Below are 16,974 nucleotides of genomic sequence, written 5' to 3' on the forward strand. Positions count from 1 at the left end.
TGGACGAGGCCGAGAAGCCGACGCTCCACCGCACGCGGGTGTCCGCCTTCAACTGAGCCGTGCACGAGCAGCCGTCAGTCGATGAAGACCGCCGTCGCGTATACCCAGGCGCCCTCGTGGCGGACGAACCGGCTCTTCTCATGGAGCGAGTCCGGTCGGCCGTGGTCCGTGTAGTGGGCGCGGAAAGTGACCGTGCCCGTGGTGTGGAACGCGCTGCCGTCCGTCGTCTCCAGGACCTCCAGGCGCACCCAGCGCATGCCGGGATCGAATTCGAGGACGGGCGGCCGGGTGTCCGGGTGCCAGGTGCGGAGGAGATACGCCGCGTCCCGGACAACGAAGGCGGCGTACCGCGAACGCATCAGCGCCTCGCAGGTCGGCGCGGCGGCGGTCCCTGCGTGAAACCGTCCGCAGCAGTCCGCGTACGTGGTGGGCAGGCCGCACGGGCACGGCGAAGCCGGAGTGATCGCGCTCTCCGGGGCGGTCCGGGTGCTTGCGGCGGAGGGCTGCCGGGGGCGTGTGCTGCGTCGGGACATGCGTCCATTGTGACCTGCGGCGGGACCGGGTCAGTGCGTCAGGGTGAACCTGCGTCGGTACTCGGTGGGAGTGAGCCCGGTACGGCGGCGCAGCTGGGCGCGCAGGTTCGTCGCCGTACCGAGTCCGCTGGCTCGGGCGACCACATCGAGGCGTTCCTCGCCGCGCTCCAGCAGCCGGCAGGCCAGGGTGATCCGCCGCTCGGTCAGCCAGGCGAGCGGCGTCGTCGCCAGCTGGGCGCGGAAGCGGCGGTGCAGGGTGGCGGGGCTGACGGCGGCGCGGGCGGCGAGGCCGGTCACCGTGAGCTCCGTCCCGAGGCGCTCCTCCGCCCAGGCGAGCAGTGGGCCCAGCGAGGTGTCGGGGACCTCGGGCAGCGGGTGCTCGACGAACTGGCGCTGGCCGCCGTCGCGGTGGACCGCGAAGACCAGCCGGCGGCTGACGGCGGCCGCGATCTCCGCGCCGTGATCGCTCCGGATGATGTGGAGGCCCGTGTCGAGGGCGGCGGCGCTGCCCGCCGCAGTGATCACCTGCCCGTCGTCGACGAACAGCACATCGGGGTCGAGTCGAACCTGCGGGAAGCGGGCGGTGAAGGCGTCGGCCCAGCTCCAGTGGGTGGTGGCCCGGCGCCCGTCCAGCACACCGGCGGCGGCGAGCGTGAACGTGCCCGTACAGAAGCTGACCAGTCGGGCGCCCCGGTCGGCGGCGCGTCGGATCGCGTCGAGTACGGCCGGAGCGGGGTCGGTTTCCGGGTCGGGGCGGTTCGGCACGATGACGGTGTCGGCCCGGTCGACGACTTCGAGTCCGGCGACCCCGCCCAGCTGGAAGAAACCGTGGTGCATCCGCACGGTCGGGGTCTCGGCGCAGAGCGCGAAGTCGTACCAGGGCACGGGCAGCTCGGGGCGGCGCAGCCCGAAGAGTTCGGTGGCCACGCCCATCTCGAAGGGGTTCACAACTGCTGGGCAGACACATCGTTTTGGCGAACATGGGCACGATTGGGTGATCGGTGTGACGATCTGCGGGTATGCCCGGCGGGGTGTGCGTAACGTTCTCGGTGCGATCTGGGACGCCGGGTGTGGCGTCAGCAGTCGGGGCCCCCGTGTCACCAGCGAGATGGTTCGGGGCCTCCCCGTCGCCTCTGGCCACACCCATATGGCCAGGTCGTAGGGATTCCGCCCACCTGGAACGGAGCGCATACGGGATATGCGTCCCCGCCCGGGACGCGAAAGCGGAGGACCAGTGCGCCCAAGACCGTTCGGGGCGTGCCAGTGAGCCAGGACTCACTCCTGCCCACTGCCCAGGAACGGTTGGAACCGGCCGAGACGATCATCACGACCCGATGCGAGGATTCTTGCGCCATATGCGATTCTGCGAGGATTCTTGCGCCATATGCGATTCATAGCACTCACCCTTCGTGGGGCCCGGTGCCGAGGATGGGGATCATGAGCGAAGACACGACGAAGGCCGGCCCGGACCCGACCCTGCTGAGCGAGGCCCTCGCGACGTTCGAGACCCTGTGGAGCCCGCGGATCGTGACCCGCGTCAACGACTACGACGTACGGGTCGCGAAGGTCCGGGGTGAGCATGTCTGGCACGTCCATGACGACACCGACGAGTTCTTCCTCGTCCTCGACGGCGCACTGGACATCGCCCTGCGCAAGGACGGCGGCGAGCGCACGGTCACGCTCGACCGCGGCGCGGTGTTCGTCGTCCCGCGCTCCACCTGGCACAAGCCGTTCTCGGCGGACGGCGCCTCGATACTGCTGTTCGAGCCGTCCGGTACGTCGACGGTGGGCGACCGACACGACGACGTACCCGGGCATGTCGACGCGACGACCGGGCACGCCTTGGGCGGCTGAACACGGTTCGAAGCAGTGTGGGTTGACACCCCGTCGGGTTGCGGGCCAGAGTCCCGCCGATGGAGATCACCGAGCTGACAGCCGCCGAGCGCCGTGTCCGGGACGCATTCCCGCGCGGCACAGCCGTCGATTTCCGTACGGGAGTGGCGGCCGAGGACGATCCGGAGGCCGGGGACAGCTGGGGTCCTGAGCGCACGGTACGTGCCGAGGTGCTCAGGGCGCTGCTGGTCGGAGGCCCGCAGGAGGAGGGGCAGGTGCCCGCACTGCGGGTGCTGGGCGCACGGATCACCGGCGCTCTGAACATCCGGTACGTGACCACGGAGTGCGCGGTCGCGCTGTCCGGATGCCGGTTCGAGCACGCGCCGAACCTGTACGGCGCGCGACTGCGGCAGCTGGCGCTGAGCGGTTCGGTGCTGCCGGGACTGACCGCGGCGACCGTCCACATCGACGGCGTGCTGCGGCTCACCGACTGCCGGATCTCCGGCCCGGTCCGGCTCGGCGGTTCGAAGGTCGCCCAGGCCCTGTTCTTCGACCGGACCCGCATCGGAGTGAACGCGGACGGTACGACCGCGCCCAACGGCGAGGCGGTTCTGCAGCTCAATCACGCGGTCGTCGAGGACGACTTGTGGTGGCCCGGTCTCGTCGTGCACGGCGAGACCCGGCTCAGCGGCGCCGCCGTCACCGGGCAGATCCTGCTCGACGACGCCCACCTGTGCAACCCCGGGGCGACCGCACTGCATGCCGAGAATCTCGGTGTCGGCTCCGACCTGCACGGGATGCGGATCCAGGTCCAGGGGCGGGTCGATCTGCGCGGCGCCCGGATACCGGGGCAGCTCAACCTCGCGTACGCCCGGCTGTCCAACCCCGGCGGCGTGGCGCTCCGCGTCAGCAGTAGCACGATCGGCGAACTCTGGCTCAGGGAGGCCGCCCCGATCGACGGCAGGGTGAATCTGCGCCGGGCGAAGGCCGACCTCATCCATGCCACCCCGTCGGTCTGGCCGGAGCAGGTCAGGCTCGACGGGCTGACGTACGCCACGCTCCTCCCCCATCTGCCGGCCGAGCGGCGGCTGCCGCTGCTCGAACGGGAGGAGGAGGGCTATGTGCCGTACGCGTACGAGCAGTTGACGGAGGCGTACCGGCGGATCGGCGACGACGACGCCGCGCGCACGGTGCTCCTCGCCAAGCAGCGCAGACACCGCGCCACCCTGCCCGCGTACGCACGGCTGTGGGGGCATCTCCAGGATGTCACCGTCGGGTACGGCTTCCGGCCGGTGCGGGCCGCGGCCTGGCTCTTCTCGCTGCTGCTGGCCGGGTCACTGGTGTACTCGCTGCATCATCCAAGCCCGCTGAAGGCGGACGAGGCTCCGCCGTTCAGTCCGTTCGTCTACACACTGGACCTGCTTCTGCCGATCGTCGACTTCGGGCAGGAGCGGGCGTTCAATCCGCAGGGCTGGTACCAGTGGCTGTCGTACCTCCTCATCGCGACAGGGTGGCTGCTCGCGACGACGATCGCCGCGGGCATCACCCGGTCGGTCAGCAGGCAGTGAGCATGCCGGGGACAGCCCGGGTCAGGGCTTGCGGGCCACACCCGCGTAGCCGGGGATCGGCTCGTCGCCGGGTACGTCGATGACCTCACCGAGCTCCGGGCGCCAGTCGGCGGAGAGCGAGACGCCCGGCTCCACAAGTTCGAGTCCGTCGAAGAACGCGGTGAGTTCGGCGCGCGAGCGCGGACGCAGCGTCATGCCGCGGGCCTTGTACACGGCCGACGCCTGCGCCGCACCCTCGGGGTTGAAGTCCCCGGTGGTGTGCGAGAGCACCAGGTAGCTGCCCGAGGGAAGCTTCTCCACCAGCCGGTCGACGAGCTCGGCGGCCCCGTCCTCGTCATCGAGGAAGTGCAGCAGGGCCAGCAGGGACAGCGCGATCGGCTTGCTGAAGTCGAGTACCTTGCCCGCCTGTTCGAGTATGGTCTCCGGCTCGCGGGCGTCGACCTGGAGGTACTCGGTGGCGCCCTCGGGGGTGGAGCGCAGCAGGGCCGCCGCGTGCGCGAGGACGATCGGGTCGTTGTCGCAGTAGACGATGCGCGCGTCCGGGGCCGTCTGCTGGGCGATCTGGTGGAGGTTCGGCTCGGTGGGGATGCCGGTGCCGATGTCGAGGAACTGCCGTACGCCCTGGTCGGCGAGCCAGCGCGTGGCGCGGTGCATGAACGCCCGGTTGACCCGGGCCATGTCACGGCCGCGGGCGTCGAGAGCCAGGAGTTGCTGCGCCATCTGTTCGTCGACCGGATAGTTGTCCTTGCCGCCGAGGAACCAGTCGTACATCCGGGCGGGATGCGGCTTGCTGGTGTCGATCTCGATGGGCTGGGGCTCGTGCCCGGTCATAGCGCGCTCCTGGGGTCCGTGGATCGGCGAACTGAGACAGAGTGTGGCAAGGACAGGCGCCGAAGGCGTCAGATTCCAGTGAGGAGGAAGTCCGCCTGGCCGGCCTTGGCTCCCTGGATGAAGGCCGCGATCTCACGGTGGGTGTAGATCAGGGCGGGACCGTCGGGATCCGCGGACTGGCGTACAGCGACTCTGCCGTCGGCCAGCTTCATGGCCTCGACGCAGTTGCCGCCGTTCCCACCGCTCCACGGCTTGTACCAGCCTTCGGAGCCGAGTTCGCGGGCCGGCATGCCGTTGTATATGGGGTCCATCGATCACAGCTCCTTGCGGAATTCCCGGAGGATTTCCTTCGTGCGTTGTGCAGTTGCGGCCTGAGCCGCCATGCGGTCCATGACTTCGAGGTAGGAGGCCACCTCGGGGCGCGCGTCGAAGTAGACGGCGCCGGTCAGGTACTCGCTGTACACCATGTCGGGCAGTTCAGGGACGCCGAAGCGGAAGAGGACGAACGGGCCGTAGGTACCCGGGTGGTGGCCGGTCGCGAACTCCGCGATCTGCAGTGTCACATGGGACATCTCGGTGGCGTCCAGCAGGCGGTCTATCTGCGCGCGCATGGCGTCGGCGCTGCCGACGGGACGGCGCAGGACCGTCTCGTCCATCACCACCCACAGCTTCGGGGCATCCGGCCGCGTCAGAAGGGACTGCCGCTCCATCCGCAGCGCCACATGACGCTCGATGTCCTCGGGCCGGGTCTGGCCCACGGCGCCGGTACGCATCACCGATCGGGCGTAGTCCTCGGTCTGCAGGAGTCCGGGGACGAAGTGCGGTTCGTACATGCGCAGGAGGCTCGCCGCGCCCTCCAGGCTGACGTACATGCTGAACCAGTCGGGCAGAACGTCGTGGAACCGCTGCCACCAGCCGGGCTTGTTGGCCTCCTCGGCCAGCTCGACGAAGGAATCGGCCTCCTCGTCGGCGATCCCGTAGGCCTTCAGGAGCAGTTGCACATAGGGGATCTTGAGCGCGACCTCGGCGGTCTCCATCCTGCGTATCGTCGCGGGAGCAACCCGGAGCACCTTGGCAGCCTGGTCACGGTTCAGGCCGACACGCTCCCGCAGATCCTGCAGGCGCTTGCCGAGAACGACCTGACCCACGGTCGGGGCGGACCGCGGTTCGCTCACTTCAGACCTCCCGATGCGCTGTTTGCGAGCAGTGTGCCATGCATATGCCGTCAAAGACACGACCACTCTGAAAATTTCAGAGTGCCCCTTGCCAAGTGTTCACGACAGGGGGAGAGTTGGTGAGTGAACCAGTTCACGCAGTCATGCCCGCCCTCATGCCCTGAGATGCGCGGCGTGACGAAGCCCCCACTGTGAGGAATCGGTCGTGGCACCTGGCAGTGCGCTCATCCCCCGGCTCATCGACCTCAGCCCCGGGACGGAAGCGCTCCGATACTGCTTCGCGCTCCCTGCGCACCCGGAGTCGGTGGCCGGTGCACGGCGGCTGACAAGGACCCGGCTGGACGAGTGGCAGCTGGACACGGAGGCGCACGACGCGGCGATCCTGATCGTGTCGGAACTGGTCACCAACGCGGTGGTGCACACCGTGAGCGCGCGCGTCGTGTGCGAACTGCGCTGTCTCGAGAGACGGCTGCGCATAGCCGTACAGGACCAGGGGCACCAGCCGGGTGGCCCGAAGCTGTGCCGCACCGCCGACGACGAGCACGGACGCGGCCTGCTGCTCGTCGACGCGTTGAGCAGCGCCTGGGGATCCCGTGACGCGGGCGACGGATCGGGCCGCATCGTCTGGGCAGAACTGCCGCACGGCACGGAGCGGACATGTTGAGGAACGCGATGTCCCATCTGCTCGGATCGCGCCTGACCCGCGAGTCCCGGCTGCCCGGCTCAGGGGGTGGCCTCGTGCAGCTGGCGCTGCCTCCCGCGCTGTCGGCGAGCCTGGGCTGCGACGCGGTGGGCGTGCCTGCCGGGTACGGCTTCCGGCTCATGTCCCATCTGCCGCGCACCGGCTGCGTCTTCGCGGATGCCGACCGCTGGTGGTGGATCGTACCGGCGGGCTCGGACCTCGATCTGGACTGGCCGTCGCAGGTCGCGTACGCCAGGGGCGCGTATGTCCCCGCCGTGCGGCCCCGACTGATCCACGCACCCGACAGCCGCACGCCGTACACCCCGCCCATCCCACTCTTCCTGATGGTGTGCCAGGTCACGGGTGTGACGCCGTCCTGGGCGGTGGCCGGTGGTCCGCACGCGGTACCCGCCGGCTGATCGGCCCGTACGGCCGAGGGGGCGGGGGCGTCGTCACCGTCGTCGCGGCCCCTCCGGCCTCCCTTTCGGATCACGCCGGGCTCACGGGGTCCGGCCTGATCCGAAAGAAGGTCCTTCACCGTGCTCAGAGCGGCTTGCTCTGCTGCCGGACTGGGCTGTGCTCATCAATACGGCACGGGGCTCGCTGGTCGACGCGGCGGCGCTGACGCATGAGGTGGCGAGTGGCCGGATCGGAGCCGTGCTCGGCGTGACCGATCCGGAGCCCCTGCCGCTCGGGGATCCGCTGCTCGACCTTCCCGGAGCGTTCCTGACACCGCATCTGGCGGGCTCGCTCGGCAAGGAGCTGGAGCGGCTCGGCTCCGCCGCGGTCGACGAGGTGGAACGGCTGGTCGCGGGGCTGCCGTTCGCCCGCCCCGTCCACCGCGAGGAGCTGGCACGTAGCGCCTGACCTGCGAATTTTCACGTTCTGTGGACCGTCACACTGTGTTGCCGGTGGCGGGATCCAGTGTGGCAGCACTGATCGAGAAGCCCGCCGGAAGCGGGCTGTCCGGATGTGAAGGGGCGGGCCGGTGCGGCGCTGGGAGTACGTCGAGGGGACTGCGTCGAAGTTGGGAGACCGGGGCCGACGGCGGCGTGGCGGTGCAAACCGGGCCGGCAGGCACGACCGCCGGTCCGGCCCCGCCCTGGTTCGGCGGAGCCGGCCGTTGCGTCACCGGGACGCCGTCCCGTCGGGTGCCTTGCTGGGCGCCGGGGCGAAGCCGGTGGGGCGGGTGGTGAAAGTCCCCCGGCCCCGGGTCCGGCTGCGCAACCGGGTCGCGTAGCCGAACAGCTCGGCCAGCGGCACGGTCGCGGTGATCACCGCCGTGCCCGCCCGTGCGACCGAACCCGAGACCCGGCCGCGCCGTGCCGCCAGGTCGCCGAGCACCCCGCCCACGGCGTCGTCGGGCACGGTTACCGTCACCTCGACCACCGGTTCCAGCAGCACCATGACGCCGGCGCGCAGGGCCTCCCGAAGTGCGAGCCGGCCGGCCGTCCGGAACGCCATCTCCGAGGAGTCCTTCGCATGGGTGGCTCCGTCGGTCAGCGTGACCCGCAGCCCGGTCACCGGGTGACCACCGAGAGGCCCCTCGGCAAGAGCATCCCGGCAGCCGGCCTCCACCGCCCGGACGAACTCCTGCGGCACCCTGCCACCGACGACAGTCGACCGGAACACGAAGTCCACCTCACTGCCGATGCCGTTGTCACCGCACGTGTCCTGGGCGGACTCCAACGGCTCCGTGTCGAGAACGACATGGGCGAACTGGCCGGCGCCTCCGTCCTGCTTGACATGCCGGTACACCAGCCCCGACACACCGCTCGCGACGGTCTCCCGGTAGGCCACCCTCGGCCGACCGATGCCGACATCCAGTCCATGGGCGCGGCGGATCTTCTCCACCGCCACCTCCAGATGCAATTCGCCCAGCCCCGACAGGACCGTCTGGCCGGTCTCGCGGTCGGTCCTGACCGCAAGCGAGGGATCCTCCTCGACCAGCCGCGCCAGCGCCGACACCAACCGGTCCGTATCGACGCGTCTTTGCGCCTCGACCGCCACGGAGACCACCGGTTCGGCGACGGTCGGCGGTTCGAGGAGCAGAGGAGCTGCGGGTACACACAGCGTGGCCCCGGCACGGGCCGACTTCAGCCCGACCACCGCGACGATGTCCCCGGCCACCGCCCGGTCCGTCTCCGCATGGTGGTCGGCCTGGACCCGCAGAATCCGGCCGATCCGCTCGGTGCGCCGCGCGCCGACGTCCAGCACCGCTTCTCCCCTCTCGATCGTTCCGGAATACACACGCAGGTACGTCAGCCGCCCCGTGGCGGTCGAATTCACCTTGAAAACCAGCGCCGCGAACGGCGCCGCCGGGTCGGCGGCCCGCTCCTGCGGCTCGCCGCCCCGGGTGCCGCGTACCGCCGGCACGTCCAGCGGCGAGGGCAGATAGGCCACGGCGGCCTCCAGCAGCGGCTCGATCCCGCAGTTGCGGTACGCCGAGCCGCACAAGACCACCACGCCCTCACCGGTACGGGTCAGGTCGCGCAGCGCGGATGCCAGAGTCTGCGCGGAGACCGTCGACTGAGCACAGAACTCCTCCAGAGCGACCGGGTGGAGTTCCGCCACCGCTTCCTCCAGCAGCCGACGACGCCGGTGCGCCTCTTCACGCAGCGTTTCCGGCACCGGGCCGTCCTCGAACGTGTCGCGGGCCCAGACCAGCGACCGCATGCGCAGCAGATCCACCACCCCTGTGAATCCGTCCTCCGCCCCGATCGGCAACTGGACCACCAGCGGGGCCGGATGCAACCGTGCCCGGATCGACTCGACCGCCGTGTCGAGGTCGGCACCGGCCCGGTCCAGCTTGTTGACGAAGGCGATGCGCGGCACCCGGTGGCGATCGGCCTGCCGCCACACCGACTCGCTCTGCGGCTCGACCCCGGCGACAGCGTCGAACACCGCAATCGCGCCGTCCAGCACCCGCAGCGAGCGCTCCACCTCGTCGGAGAAGTCGACGTGGCCCGGGGTGTCGATCAGATTGATCCGGTGGCCGTCCCAGGCACAGCTGACCGCAGCGGCAAAGATGGTGATCCCACGGTCGCGTTCCTGCGAATCGAAGTCGGTGACGGTCGTCCCGTCATGGACCTCGCCACGCTTGTACGTGGACCCGGTGACGTACAGGATCCGTTCGGTGATGGTGGTCTTGCCGGCGTCGACGTGAGCGAGGATGCCGAGGTTACGGACGCCGGTCAGCGGGCTTGTGGGATGAGGGTTCAGGTTGGTGCGCACGGCCCATGGCCTTTCGGGATGATCCGGAGCGGGCAGCGCAATTTCCGGGACGAATGGGCCCGCGGTCAGGCCACGTGGGAACCCCTGATCCGGCGCAACCTCATCGGAATGTTCCCGACCGGTTGACTCGACACCGGGCTGACAGGGGTCAGGTGTTCGTCACGGACATCCGGTTCCGGCCGCGCAGCCGGCACCGGGCGTACGAAGACACCAGGATCACCTCGTACCGTGACCGGGGAACAACAACAGCGGTGCGGTAGCACACGGCCGGGCTCCCCTCACTCGTCACGCGCGCGCTGCGTTGGCGTGGTAGCGCGCGATTTCCGGTCAGTGTAGGGAACCGGGCTCAGGCGGGAAACCGACTTTTTCCGCAAGGAGTTCGACGCTGTGTGCACGCTCGTCGCCGTACGCACCAGGAGGAGTGTGATCCCCGGGTGGGTCCGGCCCGAGCGGTCCGGGCGCGCCACCCGGGCGCGGCACGGCGCGTGTTCAGGGACGCGGCGGACACTCCGGCCGCCCACTGCTCAGCCGTCCGGGTCCGGTAGGCGAACGCCGGCAGTTCCGGAACCAGCACGTCGGCGGCGGCATCGGCCGGGTCGAAGTCGGTGACGATCACCCGGCGCGAGGTGGGGCGAGGCCACCCGATGCGCCTTCGGCGCGACCACGCGCCGCACCACGTCGGGACGCCGAGAGTCCCCCACCGCAACAGCAACTGCCCTGCGAGCGTGGGGCCTGGCCCTCAGGGACGGTTCAGGTAGGCGAGTCCGGGATGGACCTTCGTGTATCCGTCGACCAGTCGGCGGGCGACCGAGACCGAGTCGACGAGGGGGTGCAGTGCGAAGGCCTGGACGGCGGTCGCGCGTGAGCCGCTCGCGGCCGCGTCCAGGACGGCGCGTTCGACGGCCTTGACCGCGGTGACCAGTCCGACGGCGTGGTACGGGAGGGGGTCGACGCTGACGGGACGGGCACCGTTCGCGTCGACGAGGCACGGCACTTCGATGACGGCGTCGGCGTCGAGCACGGAGAGCGTGGAGCGGTTACGGACATTGAGGATGAGCGAGGTCCGTTCGTCACGCGCGACGGCCCGCATGAGTGCGAGGGCGACCTGCTCGTACCCGCCGGACTCCAGATCGCTCTCGTCGCGCTCGCCGACCCCGGCGACCTCCCTGTTCTCCGACATATAGGTGGCCTCGCGCTCGGCGCGGGTCCGGTCCCAGGCCGGGAAGGCGGGAGCGGCCGGGTCCTTCATCCGGGCGTAGAAGCCCTCCTGTTGATCGCGGAGGAAGGCGCCGCGGGTCTGTTCCGCGTCCTGGTAGGCGCGGACGGCTTCCCGGTTGAAGTAGTAGTAGTGCAGGTACTCGTTGGGGATCGCACCGAGTGACTGCAGCCAGTCGGTGCCGAAGAGCTTTCCCTCCTCGAACGAGCCGAGCAGGTGCGGGTCGGCGAGCAGGCGCGGCAGTTCGTCGCGGCCGTCCACGTGCAGCCCGCGTACCCAGCCCAGGTGGTTGAGGCCGGCATAGTCGATCCGGGCCCGCTCGGGGTCGACGCCGAGGGTCCGGGCGATCCGGCGGCCCAGGCCCACCGGCGAGTCGCAGATGCCGATGACCCGGTCGCCGAGGTGACGGGACATCGCCTCCGTGACCAGACCCGCCGGGTTGGTGAAGTTGATGACCCAGGCGTGCGGGGCGAGCCGGGCGATACGCCGGGCGAGGTCGACGGCGACGGGCACGGTGCGCAGTCCGTATGCGATGCCGCCCGCGCCAACCGTCTCCTGCCCGAGCACGCCTTCGCCGAGGGCCACCCTTTCGTCGGCGGCACGTCCTTCGAGACCACCGACCCGGATGGCGGAAAAGATGAAGTCGGCGCCGCGCAGTGCCTCGTCGAGCTCGGTCGTGGCAAGGACGGCGGGTGCGTCCGGCACCCCTTCGGCCTGATCGGCGAGGACGCGGGCAATGGCGGTGAGCCGGTCGGCGTCCGTGTCGTACAGGGTGACGGCGGTGACACGGCCCTCGGCGCGGTCGGCGAGCAGCGCCCCGTACACGAGTGGGACCCGGAATCCGCCGCCGCCCAGAATTGTCAGCTTCACGCTTCCGCATGGTACGGGGGACCTTGTGCCTGCGCCGTGCCCGCCACCACGGCAACACCGCGCAGGCCGGTGGCCCGGAGCCAGGGGCCCCGGGCCACCGGCCCGTATACATGTCGTCCCGCGGACGGCCCGGTCAGGAGCCGCTCCACCACCGTGTCACCGCATGCCACAGCCGCGCCGGTGCGGCGGGCCTGCGCTGCTGCGGGATCCGGTCGGCGGACGCACCATGGGGCGGTGCATCGGTCCGCACCCCGCCTGCCGGGCTCTGCCCGGCCTGCGCGGCCACCCCCGCCGGAAGGGGCGCGGGAGTCGTGTGCGGGACCGGCGACTGCCCCTCCCGGTCCTCGCGCGGCGGTGTGCGCCGCGCCATCGACGGCACCTCGTCGTCGTCCTGCGGCAAGCGCGCCGCGAAGCCGGCCGGCAACTCCAGCAGATGCCGGGACATGATGTTCCCGATCCAGTTCAATTCGCTTTCTTCGACGGCGAGTTCGAGGTCGGGAAGACGCATCAGCAGGGCGTCGACGCCGACATCCGCGATCGCCCGTCCGATGTCCTGCCCGGGGCACTCGTGCGGTCCGCCGCTGAACGCCAGGTGCGCGCGGTTGCCCTCCATGTCGGCGGCCAGATCGGGACGAACCACCGGGTCCGTATTGGCGGGTGCGATGCCGACGATCAGCGCGTCGCCCTCCCTGATCCGCTGCCCGCCCAGCTCCGTGTCGCCGACCGCCCAGCGCCCGAAGACCGCGGTGAACGGCGGCTCGTCCCACAGGGTCTGCTCGACCGCCTCCGGCACCGTCATGTGGCCGCCGCTGAGCCTGGCCCGGAACCTCGGGTCGGTGAGGACCATCCGCAGCACGTTGGCGATCAGGTTGGCGGTCGCCTCGTACGCGGCGATGAGGATCAGCCGCAGATGCTCGGTGACCTCGGTGTCGGTCATGCCCGCGGGATGTTCGACGAGCCAGGTGGCGAAGTCGGCGGCGGGTTCGGTCCGGCGGCGTCGGACGAGCCGGTCCAGTGCGGCGACCACGTACGCGTTGCTCGCGACGGCGGTCGCCGTGCCCCGGGTCATGTCGCGGGCGGCCTGCACCATCCGGTCGTTGCACTCCTCGGGCATGCCGAGAATCTCGCACATCACCATCATCGGCAGCCGCTCGGCGAACTGACCGACCAGGTCGACACGGCCGTCCTGGCAGAACTCGTTGACGAGCCGGTTGCTGTAGCGGTTGATGTGGCGGCGGACTCCGCGGTGGTCGATGCGCGCCATGCTGTCGGTGACCGCGCCGCGCTGCCGCTCGTGGGTGGCGCCGTCGGCGAAGACGCACACCGGCTGCCAGGTGAAGATCGGGGCCAGTGGGTGGTCGGGGGCGACGCTGCCGTCGTGCAGGGCCCGCCAGCGCCGGGAGTCGCGGGAGAACTGCGAGGGGGTGCGGGTCATGTGCAGGTTCTCGCTGTGCCCGAGCACCAGCCAGGCGGGTACGTCTCCGTGCAGCAGGATCGGCGCCACCGTGCCGTGTTCGGCGCGCAGCTTGTCGTACAGCCCTGCCGGGTCTCGCTCGGCCTCGGGGCCGTAGAACCGGCGCAGCCCGCCGGGTCCGACGCCGAGTCCGTGGGCCGGGCACTCGGGGGGCGGAACCGGCTCCATGGCCGCTCCGGGCTCGTGATGGAAAGGGGTTGTCACGATCGCTCCAGGGATCAGGCTTCCAAGGATCAGTGCGAATGATCAGACGGCGTGCGAGCAGGGGGTGGTCAGGCGAGCGGGACGGCCAGGCTGTGCAGATAGCGCATCAGGGTCATCAGCACATCGCGGCTGGAGTCGCGCAGTCTGGCGTCGCAGTCGATCATCGGCACCTCGTCCGGCAGGTCCAGTGCGCTGCGCAACGCCTCGACGGGGTGCTTCGGGGCGTCCGGGAAGGTGTTGATGGCGACGACGAACGGCACACCGCGTTCTTCCAGGCGTCCGATCACGTCGAAACTGACCTCGAGACGCCGGGTGTCGATGAGGACGACGGCGCCGAGGGCGCCCTCGAAGAGACCGTTCCACAGGAACCAGAAGCGTTCCTGGCCCGGCGTGCCGAAGAGGTAGAGGATCAGTTCCTCGCTGATGCTGATCCGGCCGAAGTCCATGGCGACCGTGGTGGCGGTCTTGCTCTCCACCCCGAAGTTGTCGTCCACACCGACCCCGGCCTGGGTCATGGTCTCTTCGGTGGTCAGGGGCCGGATCTCGCTGACGGAACCGACCAGGGTCGTCTTGCCGACCCCGAACCCGCCGACGATGACCACCTTCACGGCGGCCGTGGCCGTGGTCGGAAGGATGTCCTCGGTCCTGGGGCCGGTGATCGTGTCAGAGTTTCTGAAGTCCATGCATCACCGCTTCGAGAAGGGATCTGTCCGGGAGAGTGGCGCGGACGATGGGCGCGCGTGATTCGATCAGTTCGCTCGCGAGGAGTTCGGTGAGGAGCGAGGTCACCACGCTGAACGGCAGGCCGAGGTAGGCCGAGATCTCGGCGACGGATAACGGTGCCTGGCAGAGCCGTAGGATCACGGCCTGCTCGGGCTGGACCGTCGGCGTCGGCTGCTCCTTCGCAACGACCATCGTGACCAGGTCGAGCGCCGCTCGCTCGCCGCCGTCGGGATCGCCGGTGATGACGTACAGCCGCTCCGGGTCGCTCAGCGCCGGATCAGCCTCCCGGCGCTCTCGTCGGGGAGAGCTCATCCGGCCTGCCCGTCATGGCGCGGCGGGCTCGTGAGATGGGCACCGATCCGGACGACCATGTCGCGCATCCGTGCTCCGACGAGTCCCGCGTCCACCGTCTCTCCGGCGAGGACGGCAAGGTACGCACCGGTCCCCGCGGCCATCAAGTAAAAGAATCCGCCGGTGACTTCGATGACGACGAGCCGCATCAGACCGTCGCTGTAAGGGATTTCGGAGGCGACGGCGGCCGCCAGACTCTGCAGTCCGGCACAGGCGGCGGCCAGGCGGTCGGCGACATCGGGGTCGCCGCCGTGCCGGGCGATGCGCAGGCCGTCCGCGGAGAGCACGACGATCTGATGGATGTCCGGAACATCGTCGGCCAGTTCCTTGAGCATCCAGTCCATGTTTCCGCGCTGCTGGATCACTTCAGGTCTCCCTTGTCCCACGCGTCATCGGTGTCTTCGCCGGCCTTCGGCTCCTGCGGCACGCCGTTGACGGCGTTGGTGAAGGCCTCGAGCCAGAGCCCGGGGGGCTGCTCCTTGCCGCTGTCGCTCCCGTTGGCGTGGCCGTTGCGCTGTCCCGCGGGCGGGGCGGCGGGCTGCGCGGGGAGGTTGTGCGAGCCCAGCGGCGCGCGGCCGCGGCTGCGGCGCTGCGGGAGTCCGCCCGCGGTCCACTCGGTCACCACGGGGGCGTCGTCGCCCATGGCCGCCGACTCGGCCACCGGCCGGGATTCGGACGCGACCGGTCCGGTGGCCGGGCGGGCTTCCACCGGGAGAGGCTTGCGGCGCTTGCTGCGCGGCGGGACGACGTGCTTCATGCCCGTCACGTCGATGTCGCTGGTGGGCCTCGACGTGGCGCCGATGCCGTGGGCGATACCCGGGGCGGGACCGGTGGTGATCATGGCGCGGGGCACGATGAGTACAGCGCGGACACCGCCGTACGCGGACTGTCGCAGCGAGACCTGGAGGTCGTACATCCGGGAGAGCCGGCCGACGACGGCCATGCCGAGCCGGGGGGACTCGCCGAGGTCGTTCATGTTGGACCCGGCCTGGGCCCGGGCGAGCATGTTCTCGGCCCGCGCACGGGCCTCCCCGCTGAGGCTGACGCCGCCGTCCTCGATCTCGATGGCGATGCCGGTCTGGACCTCGACCGCGGTGACGTGCACACGGGTCTGCGGCGGCGAGTAGCGAGTGGCGTTGTCGAGAAGTTCGGCGCAGGCGTGGATGAGCGGTTCGACGGCGGTGCCGATGATGGCGACCTTGGCGATCGAGTGCAGGTCGACACGCGGGTATTCGAGGATCCGGGACATGGCACCGCGCAACACGCTGAACAGCGGTACGGGCTTGGGCCATTGACGGCTGGGGCGGGCGCCGCCGAGTACCGCGATGGAGTCGGCGAGCCGGCCGATCAGCGCGGTTCCGTGGTCGATGCGGAGCAGGTCGTCGAAGACATCGGGGTTTCGCCCGTGGTGCTCCTCCATCTCCCGCAGCTCGCTGGCCTGCCGGTGGACGATCGCCTGGACGCGCCGGGCGACGTTGACGAAGGCGCGCTGCGCGGAGTCGCGCATTGCCTCTTCGTTGTCGATGATGTTCAAAACCGTGTGGACGAGGGCGCGTTGGGCTTCGGGAAGGTCGCAGTACACCTCGTCGGCGTCGACGATGTCGCGCAGCACCTCATCGGGCGAATTGCCCACGCGGAGCCGGTGGATCGCGGCCGGCAGGAGCTCCTTGTTGATCCGGATGGCCTCTTCGTCATGGGTGGCGAGGCGGCGTTCCAGGACGGCGAGGCGGTGCTCGTACTCCGCGCGCTGTCTGCGCATCGCGCGGGCACGACGGGCCAGCGCGACGGTGAGCGCGGCAACCACGACGGTGGTGACCGCGCCGCACCAGACGACTGCCCCCCGGGCGACCCCGGACACCAGCGCCGCGGCGGCGGCGGTCGCGCCGGCCGTCAGGAGCACGGGGAGCAACGCGGCTCGGGCAAGGGGGATTTCTCGGTGGATCGGCGGTGATTCAACACGAGCCATCTAGGACCTCTGGCGGTTGATTCGGGAGGTATACGCACTTGTAGGGCACGAGGGAGCAAGCGCTCGAATTCATATCAACTCGACTTCACTGCGCGTGAGCTTAGTCAGATCGAAACAGTGCTTCGGCACATTCACCCAACCCCCTGCGCGAGCGTTCCCGCGGTAATACACTCACGAGTTTTTGCACGCACCGCCTCCGGCCGTGTGCAAGGAGTGACGATCATCGATCGTGTCGCAGCAATAGCGTCGCTCGTACCGATCTGAGGGACGAAGACATCGCCGCCTTCGGCGGTGGAATCACCACGCATCGACAA

Annotated in this window: 16 protein-coding genes and 1 pseudogene; 5 read left to right on the plus strand and 12 right to left on the minus strand. The window is 70.1% G+C overall.

The features are described from left to right. Positions 1-74: 74 nt before the first annotated feature. Entirely contained in the window at positions 75-533 is a 459-nt protein-coding gene (locus OG395_RS13695) for a YchJ family protein (RefSeq protein WP_327243168.1), read from the minus strand. Positions 534-563: 30 nt separating this feature from the next. After that, positions 564-1,466 (minus strand): helix-turn-helix domain-containing protein, encoded by a 903-nt coding sequence (locus tag OG395_RS13700; RefSeq protein ID WP_327249330.1) that lies wholly within the window; start codon positions 1,464-1,466, stop codon positions 564-566. A gap of 504 nt (positions 1,467-1,970) precedes the next feature. On the opposite strand from OG395_RS13700, the gene OG395_RS13705 reads away from it, so the two are divergent. Together OG395_RS13705 and OG395_RS13710 are read left to right on the plus strand one after the other, a co-directional pair. Then, positions 1,971-2,387 (plus strand): cupin domain-containing protein, encoded by a 417-nt coding sequence (locus tag OG395_RS13705; protein WP_327243169.1) that lies wholly within the window; start codon positions 1,971-1,973, stop codon positions 2,385-2,387. A gap of 59 nt (positions 2,388-2,446) precedes the next feature. After that, complete coding sequence (locus OG395_RS13710) at positions 2,447-3,934, plus strand: membrane-associated oxidoreductase (protein WP_327243170.1); 1,488 nt, start codon at positions 2,447-2,449, stop codon at positions 3,932-3,934. A gap of 21 nt (positions 3,935-3,955) precedes the next feature. Here OG395_RS13710 and OG395_RS13715 read toward each other — a convergent pair whose 3' ends face one another. From OG395_RS13715 to OG395_RS13725, 3 genes are all read right to left on the minus strand, one after another. After that, the gene (locus tag OG395_RS13715) at positions 3,956-4,765 is read right to left on the minus strand and encodes an SAM-dependent methyltransferase (protein WP_327243171.1); all 810 of its coding nucleotides are present in this window, start codon (positions 4,763-4,765) and stop codon (positions 3,956-3,958) included. Between the two features lie 68 nt (positions 4,766-4,833). Next, positions 4,834-5,076 carry a DUF397 domain-containing protein gene (locus tag OG395_RS13720; protein WP_266979220.1) on the minus strand — a complete coding sequence of 81 codons (243 nt, stop codon included), beginning with the start codon at positions 5,074-5,076 and terminating at the stop codon, positions 4,834-4,836. Between the two features lie 3 nt (positions 5,077-5,079). Beyond that, positions 5,080-5,940 (minus strand): helix-turn-helix domain-containing protein, encoded by an 861-nt coding sequence (locus OG395_RS13725; protein WP_327243172.1) that lies wholly within the window; start codon positions 5,938-5,940, stop codon positions 5,080-5,082. A 205-nt stretch (positions 5,941-6,145) separates the two neighbouring features. Here OG395_RS13725 and OG395_RS13730 point away from each other — a divergent pair, with 205 nt between their 5' ends. The 3 genes and pseudogenes from OG395_RS13730 to OG395_RS13740 form a co-directional block, all read left to right on the plus strand. Beyond that, positions 6,146-6,604: an ATP-binding protein gene (locus OG395_RS13730; RefSeq protein ID WP_327243173.1), complete on the plus strand. Its 459-nt coding sequence runs from the start codon at positions 6,146-6,148 to the stop codon at positions 6,602-6,604. Beyond that, a complete protein-coding gene (locus OG395_RS13735) occupies positions 6,598-7,041 on the plus strand; it encodes a hypothetical protein (protein ID WP_327243174.1) in 444 nt (147 codons plus the stop codon). Before OG395_RS13730 ends, OG395_RS13735 begins: the two co-directional genes overlap by 7 nt. Before the next feature lie 127 nt (positions 7,042-7,168). Beyond that, positions 7,169-7,489: pseudogene (locus OG395_RS13740) on the plus strand (NAD(P)-dependent oxidoreductase); the annotation flags it as partial. Between the two features lie 261 nt (positions 7,490-7,750). Here OG395_RS13740 and fusA read toward each other — a convergent pair. From fusA to OG395_RS13775, 7 genes are all read right to left on the minus strand, one after another. After that, on the minus strand, positions 7,751-9,856 hold the full coding sequence (fusA, locus tag OG395_RS13745; protein WP_327243175.1) for an elongation factor G: 2,106 nt from the start codon (positions 9,854-9,856) through the stop codon (positions 7,751-7,753). 739 nt (positions 9,857-10,595) lie between these two features. Continuing rightward, complete coding sequence (locus OG395_RS13750) at positions 10,596-11,942, minus strand: 6-phospho-beta-glucosidase (protein ID WP_327243176.1); 1,347 nt, start codon at positions 11,940-11,942, stop codon at positions 10,596-10,598. A gap of 133 nt (positions 11,943-12,075) precedes the next feature. Beyond that, positions 12,076-13,620 (minus strand): cytochrome P450, encoded by a 1,545-nt coding sequence (locus tag OG395_RS13755; RefSeq protein WP_327243177.1) that lies wholly within the window; start codon positions 13,618-13,620, stop codon positions 12,076-12,078. A gap of 68 nt (positions 13,621-13,688) precedes the next feature. After that, on the minus strand, positions 13,689-14,303 hold the full coding sequence (locus OG395_RS13760; RefSeq protein WP_327243178.1) for a GTP-binding protein: 615 nt from the start codon (positions 14,301-14,303) through the stop codon (positions 13,689-13,691). Further along, positions 14,284-14,655: a DUF742 domain-containing protein gene (locus OG395_RS13765; protein ID WP_327243179.1), complete on the minus strand. Its 372-nt coding sequence runs from the start codon at positions 14,653-14,655 to the stop codon at positions 14,284-14,286. The genes OG395_RS13760 and OG395_RS13765 overlap by 20 nt, the downstream gene beginning before the upstream one ends. Next, the gene (locus OG395_RS13770) at positions 14,652-15,059 is read right to left on the minus strand and encodes a roadblock/LC7 domain-containing protein (RefSeq protein WP_037698641.1); all 408 of its coding nucleotides are present in this window, start codon (positions 15,057-15,059) and stop codon (positions 14,652-14,654) included. The genes OG395_RS13765 and OG395_RS13770 overlap by 4 nt, the downstream gene beginning before the upstream one ends. Then, positions 15,056-16,660, minus strand: coding sequence for an ATP-binding protein (locus OG395_RS13775; RefSeq protein WP_327243180.1), 1,605 nt, complete (start codon positions 16,658-16,660; stop codon positions 15,056-15,058). The genes OG395_RS13770 and OG395_RS13775 overlap by 4 nt, the downstream gene beginning before the upstream one ends. Between the last annotated feature and the right edge of the window lie 314 nt (positions 16,661-16,974).

This window comes from Streptomyces sp. NBC_01320 (assembly GCF_035974375.1).
GTDB classification, from domain to species: domain Bacteria; phylum Actinomycetota; class Actinomycetes; order Streptomycetales; family Streptomycetaceae; genus Streptomyces; species Streptomyces yanii.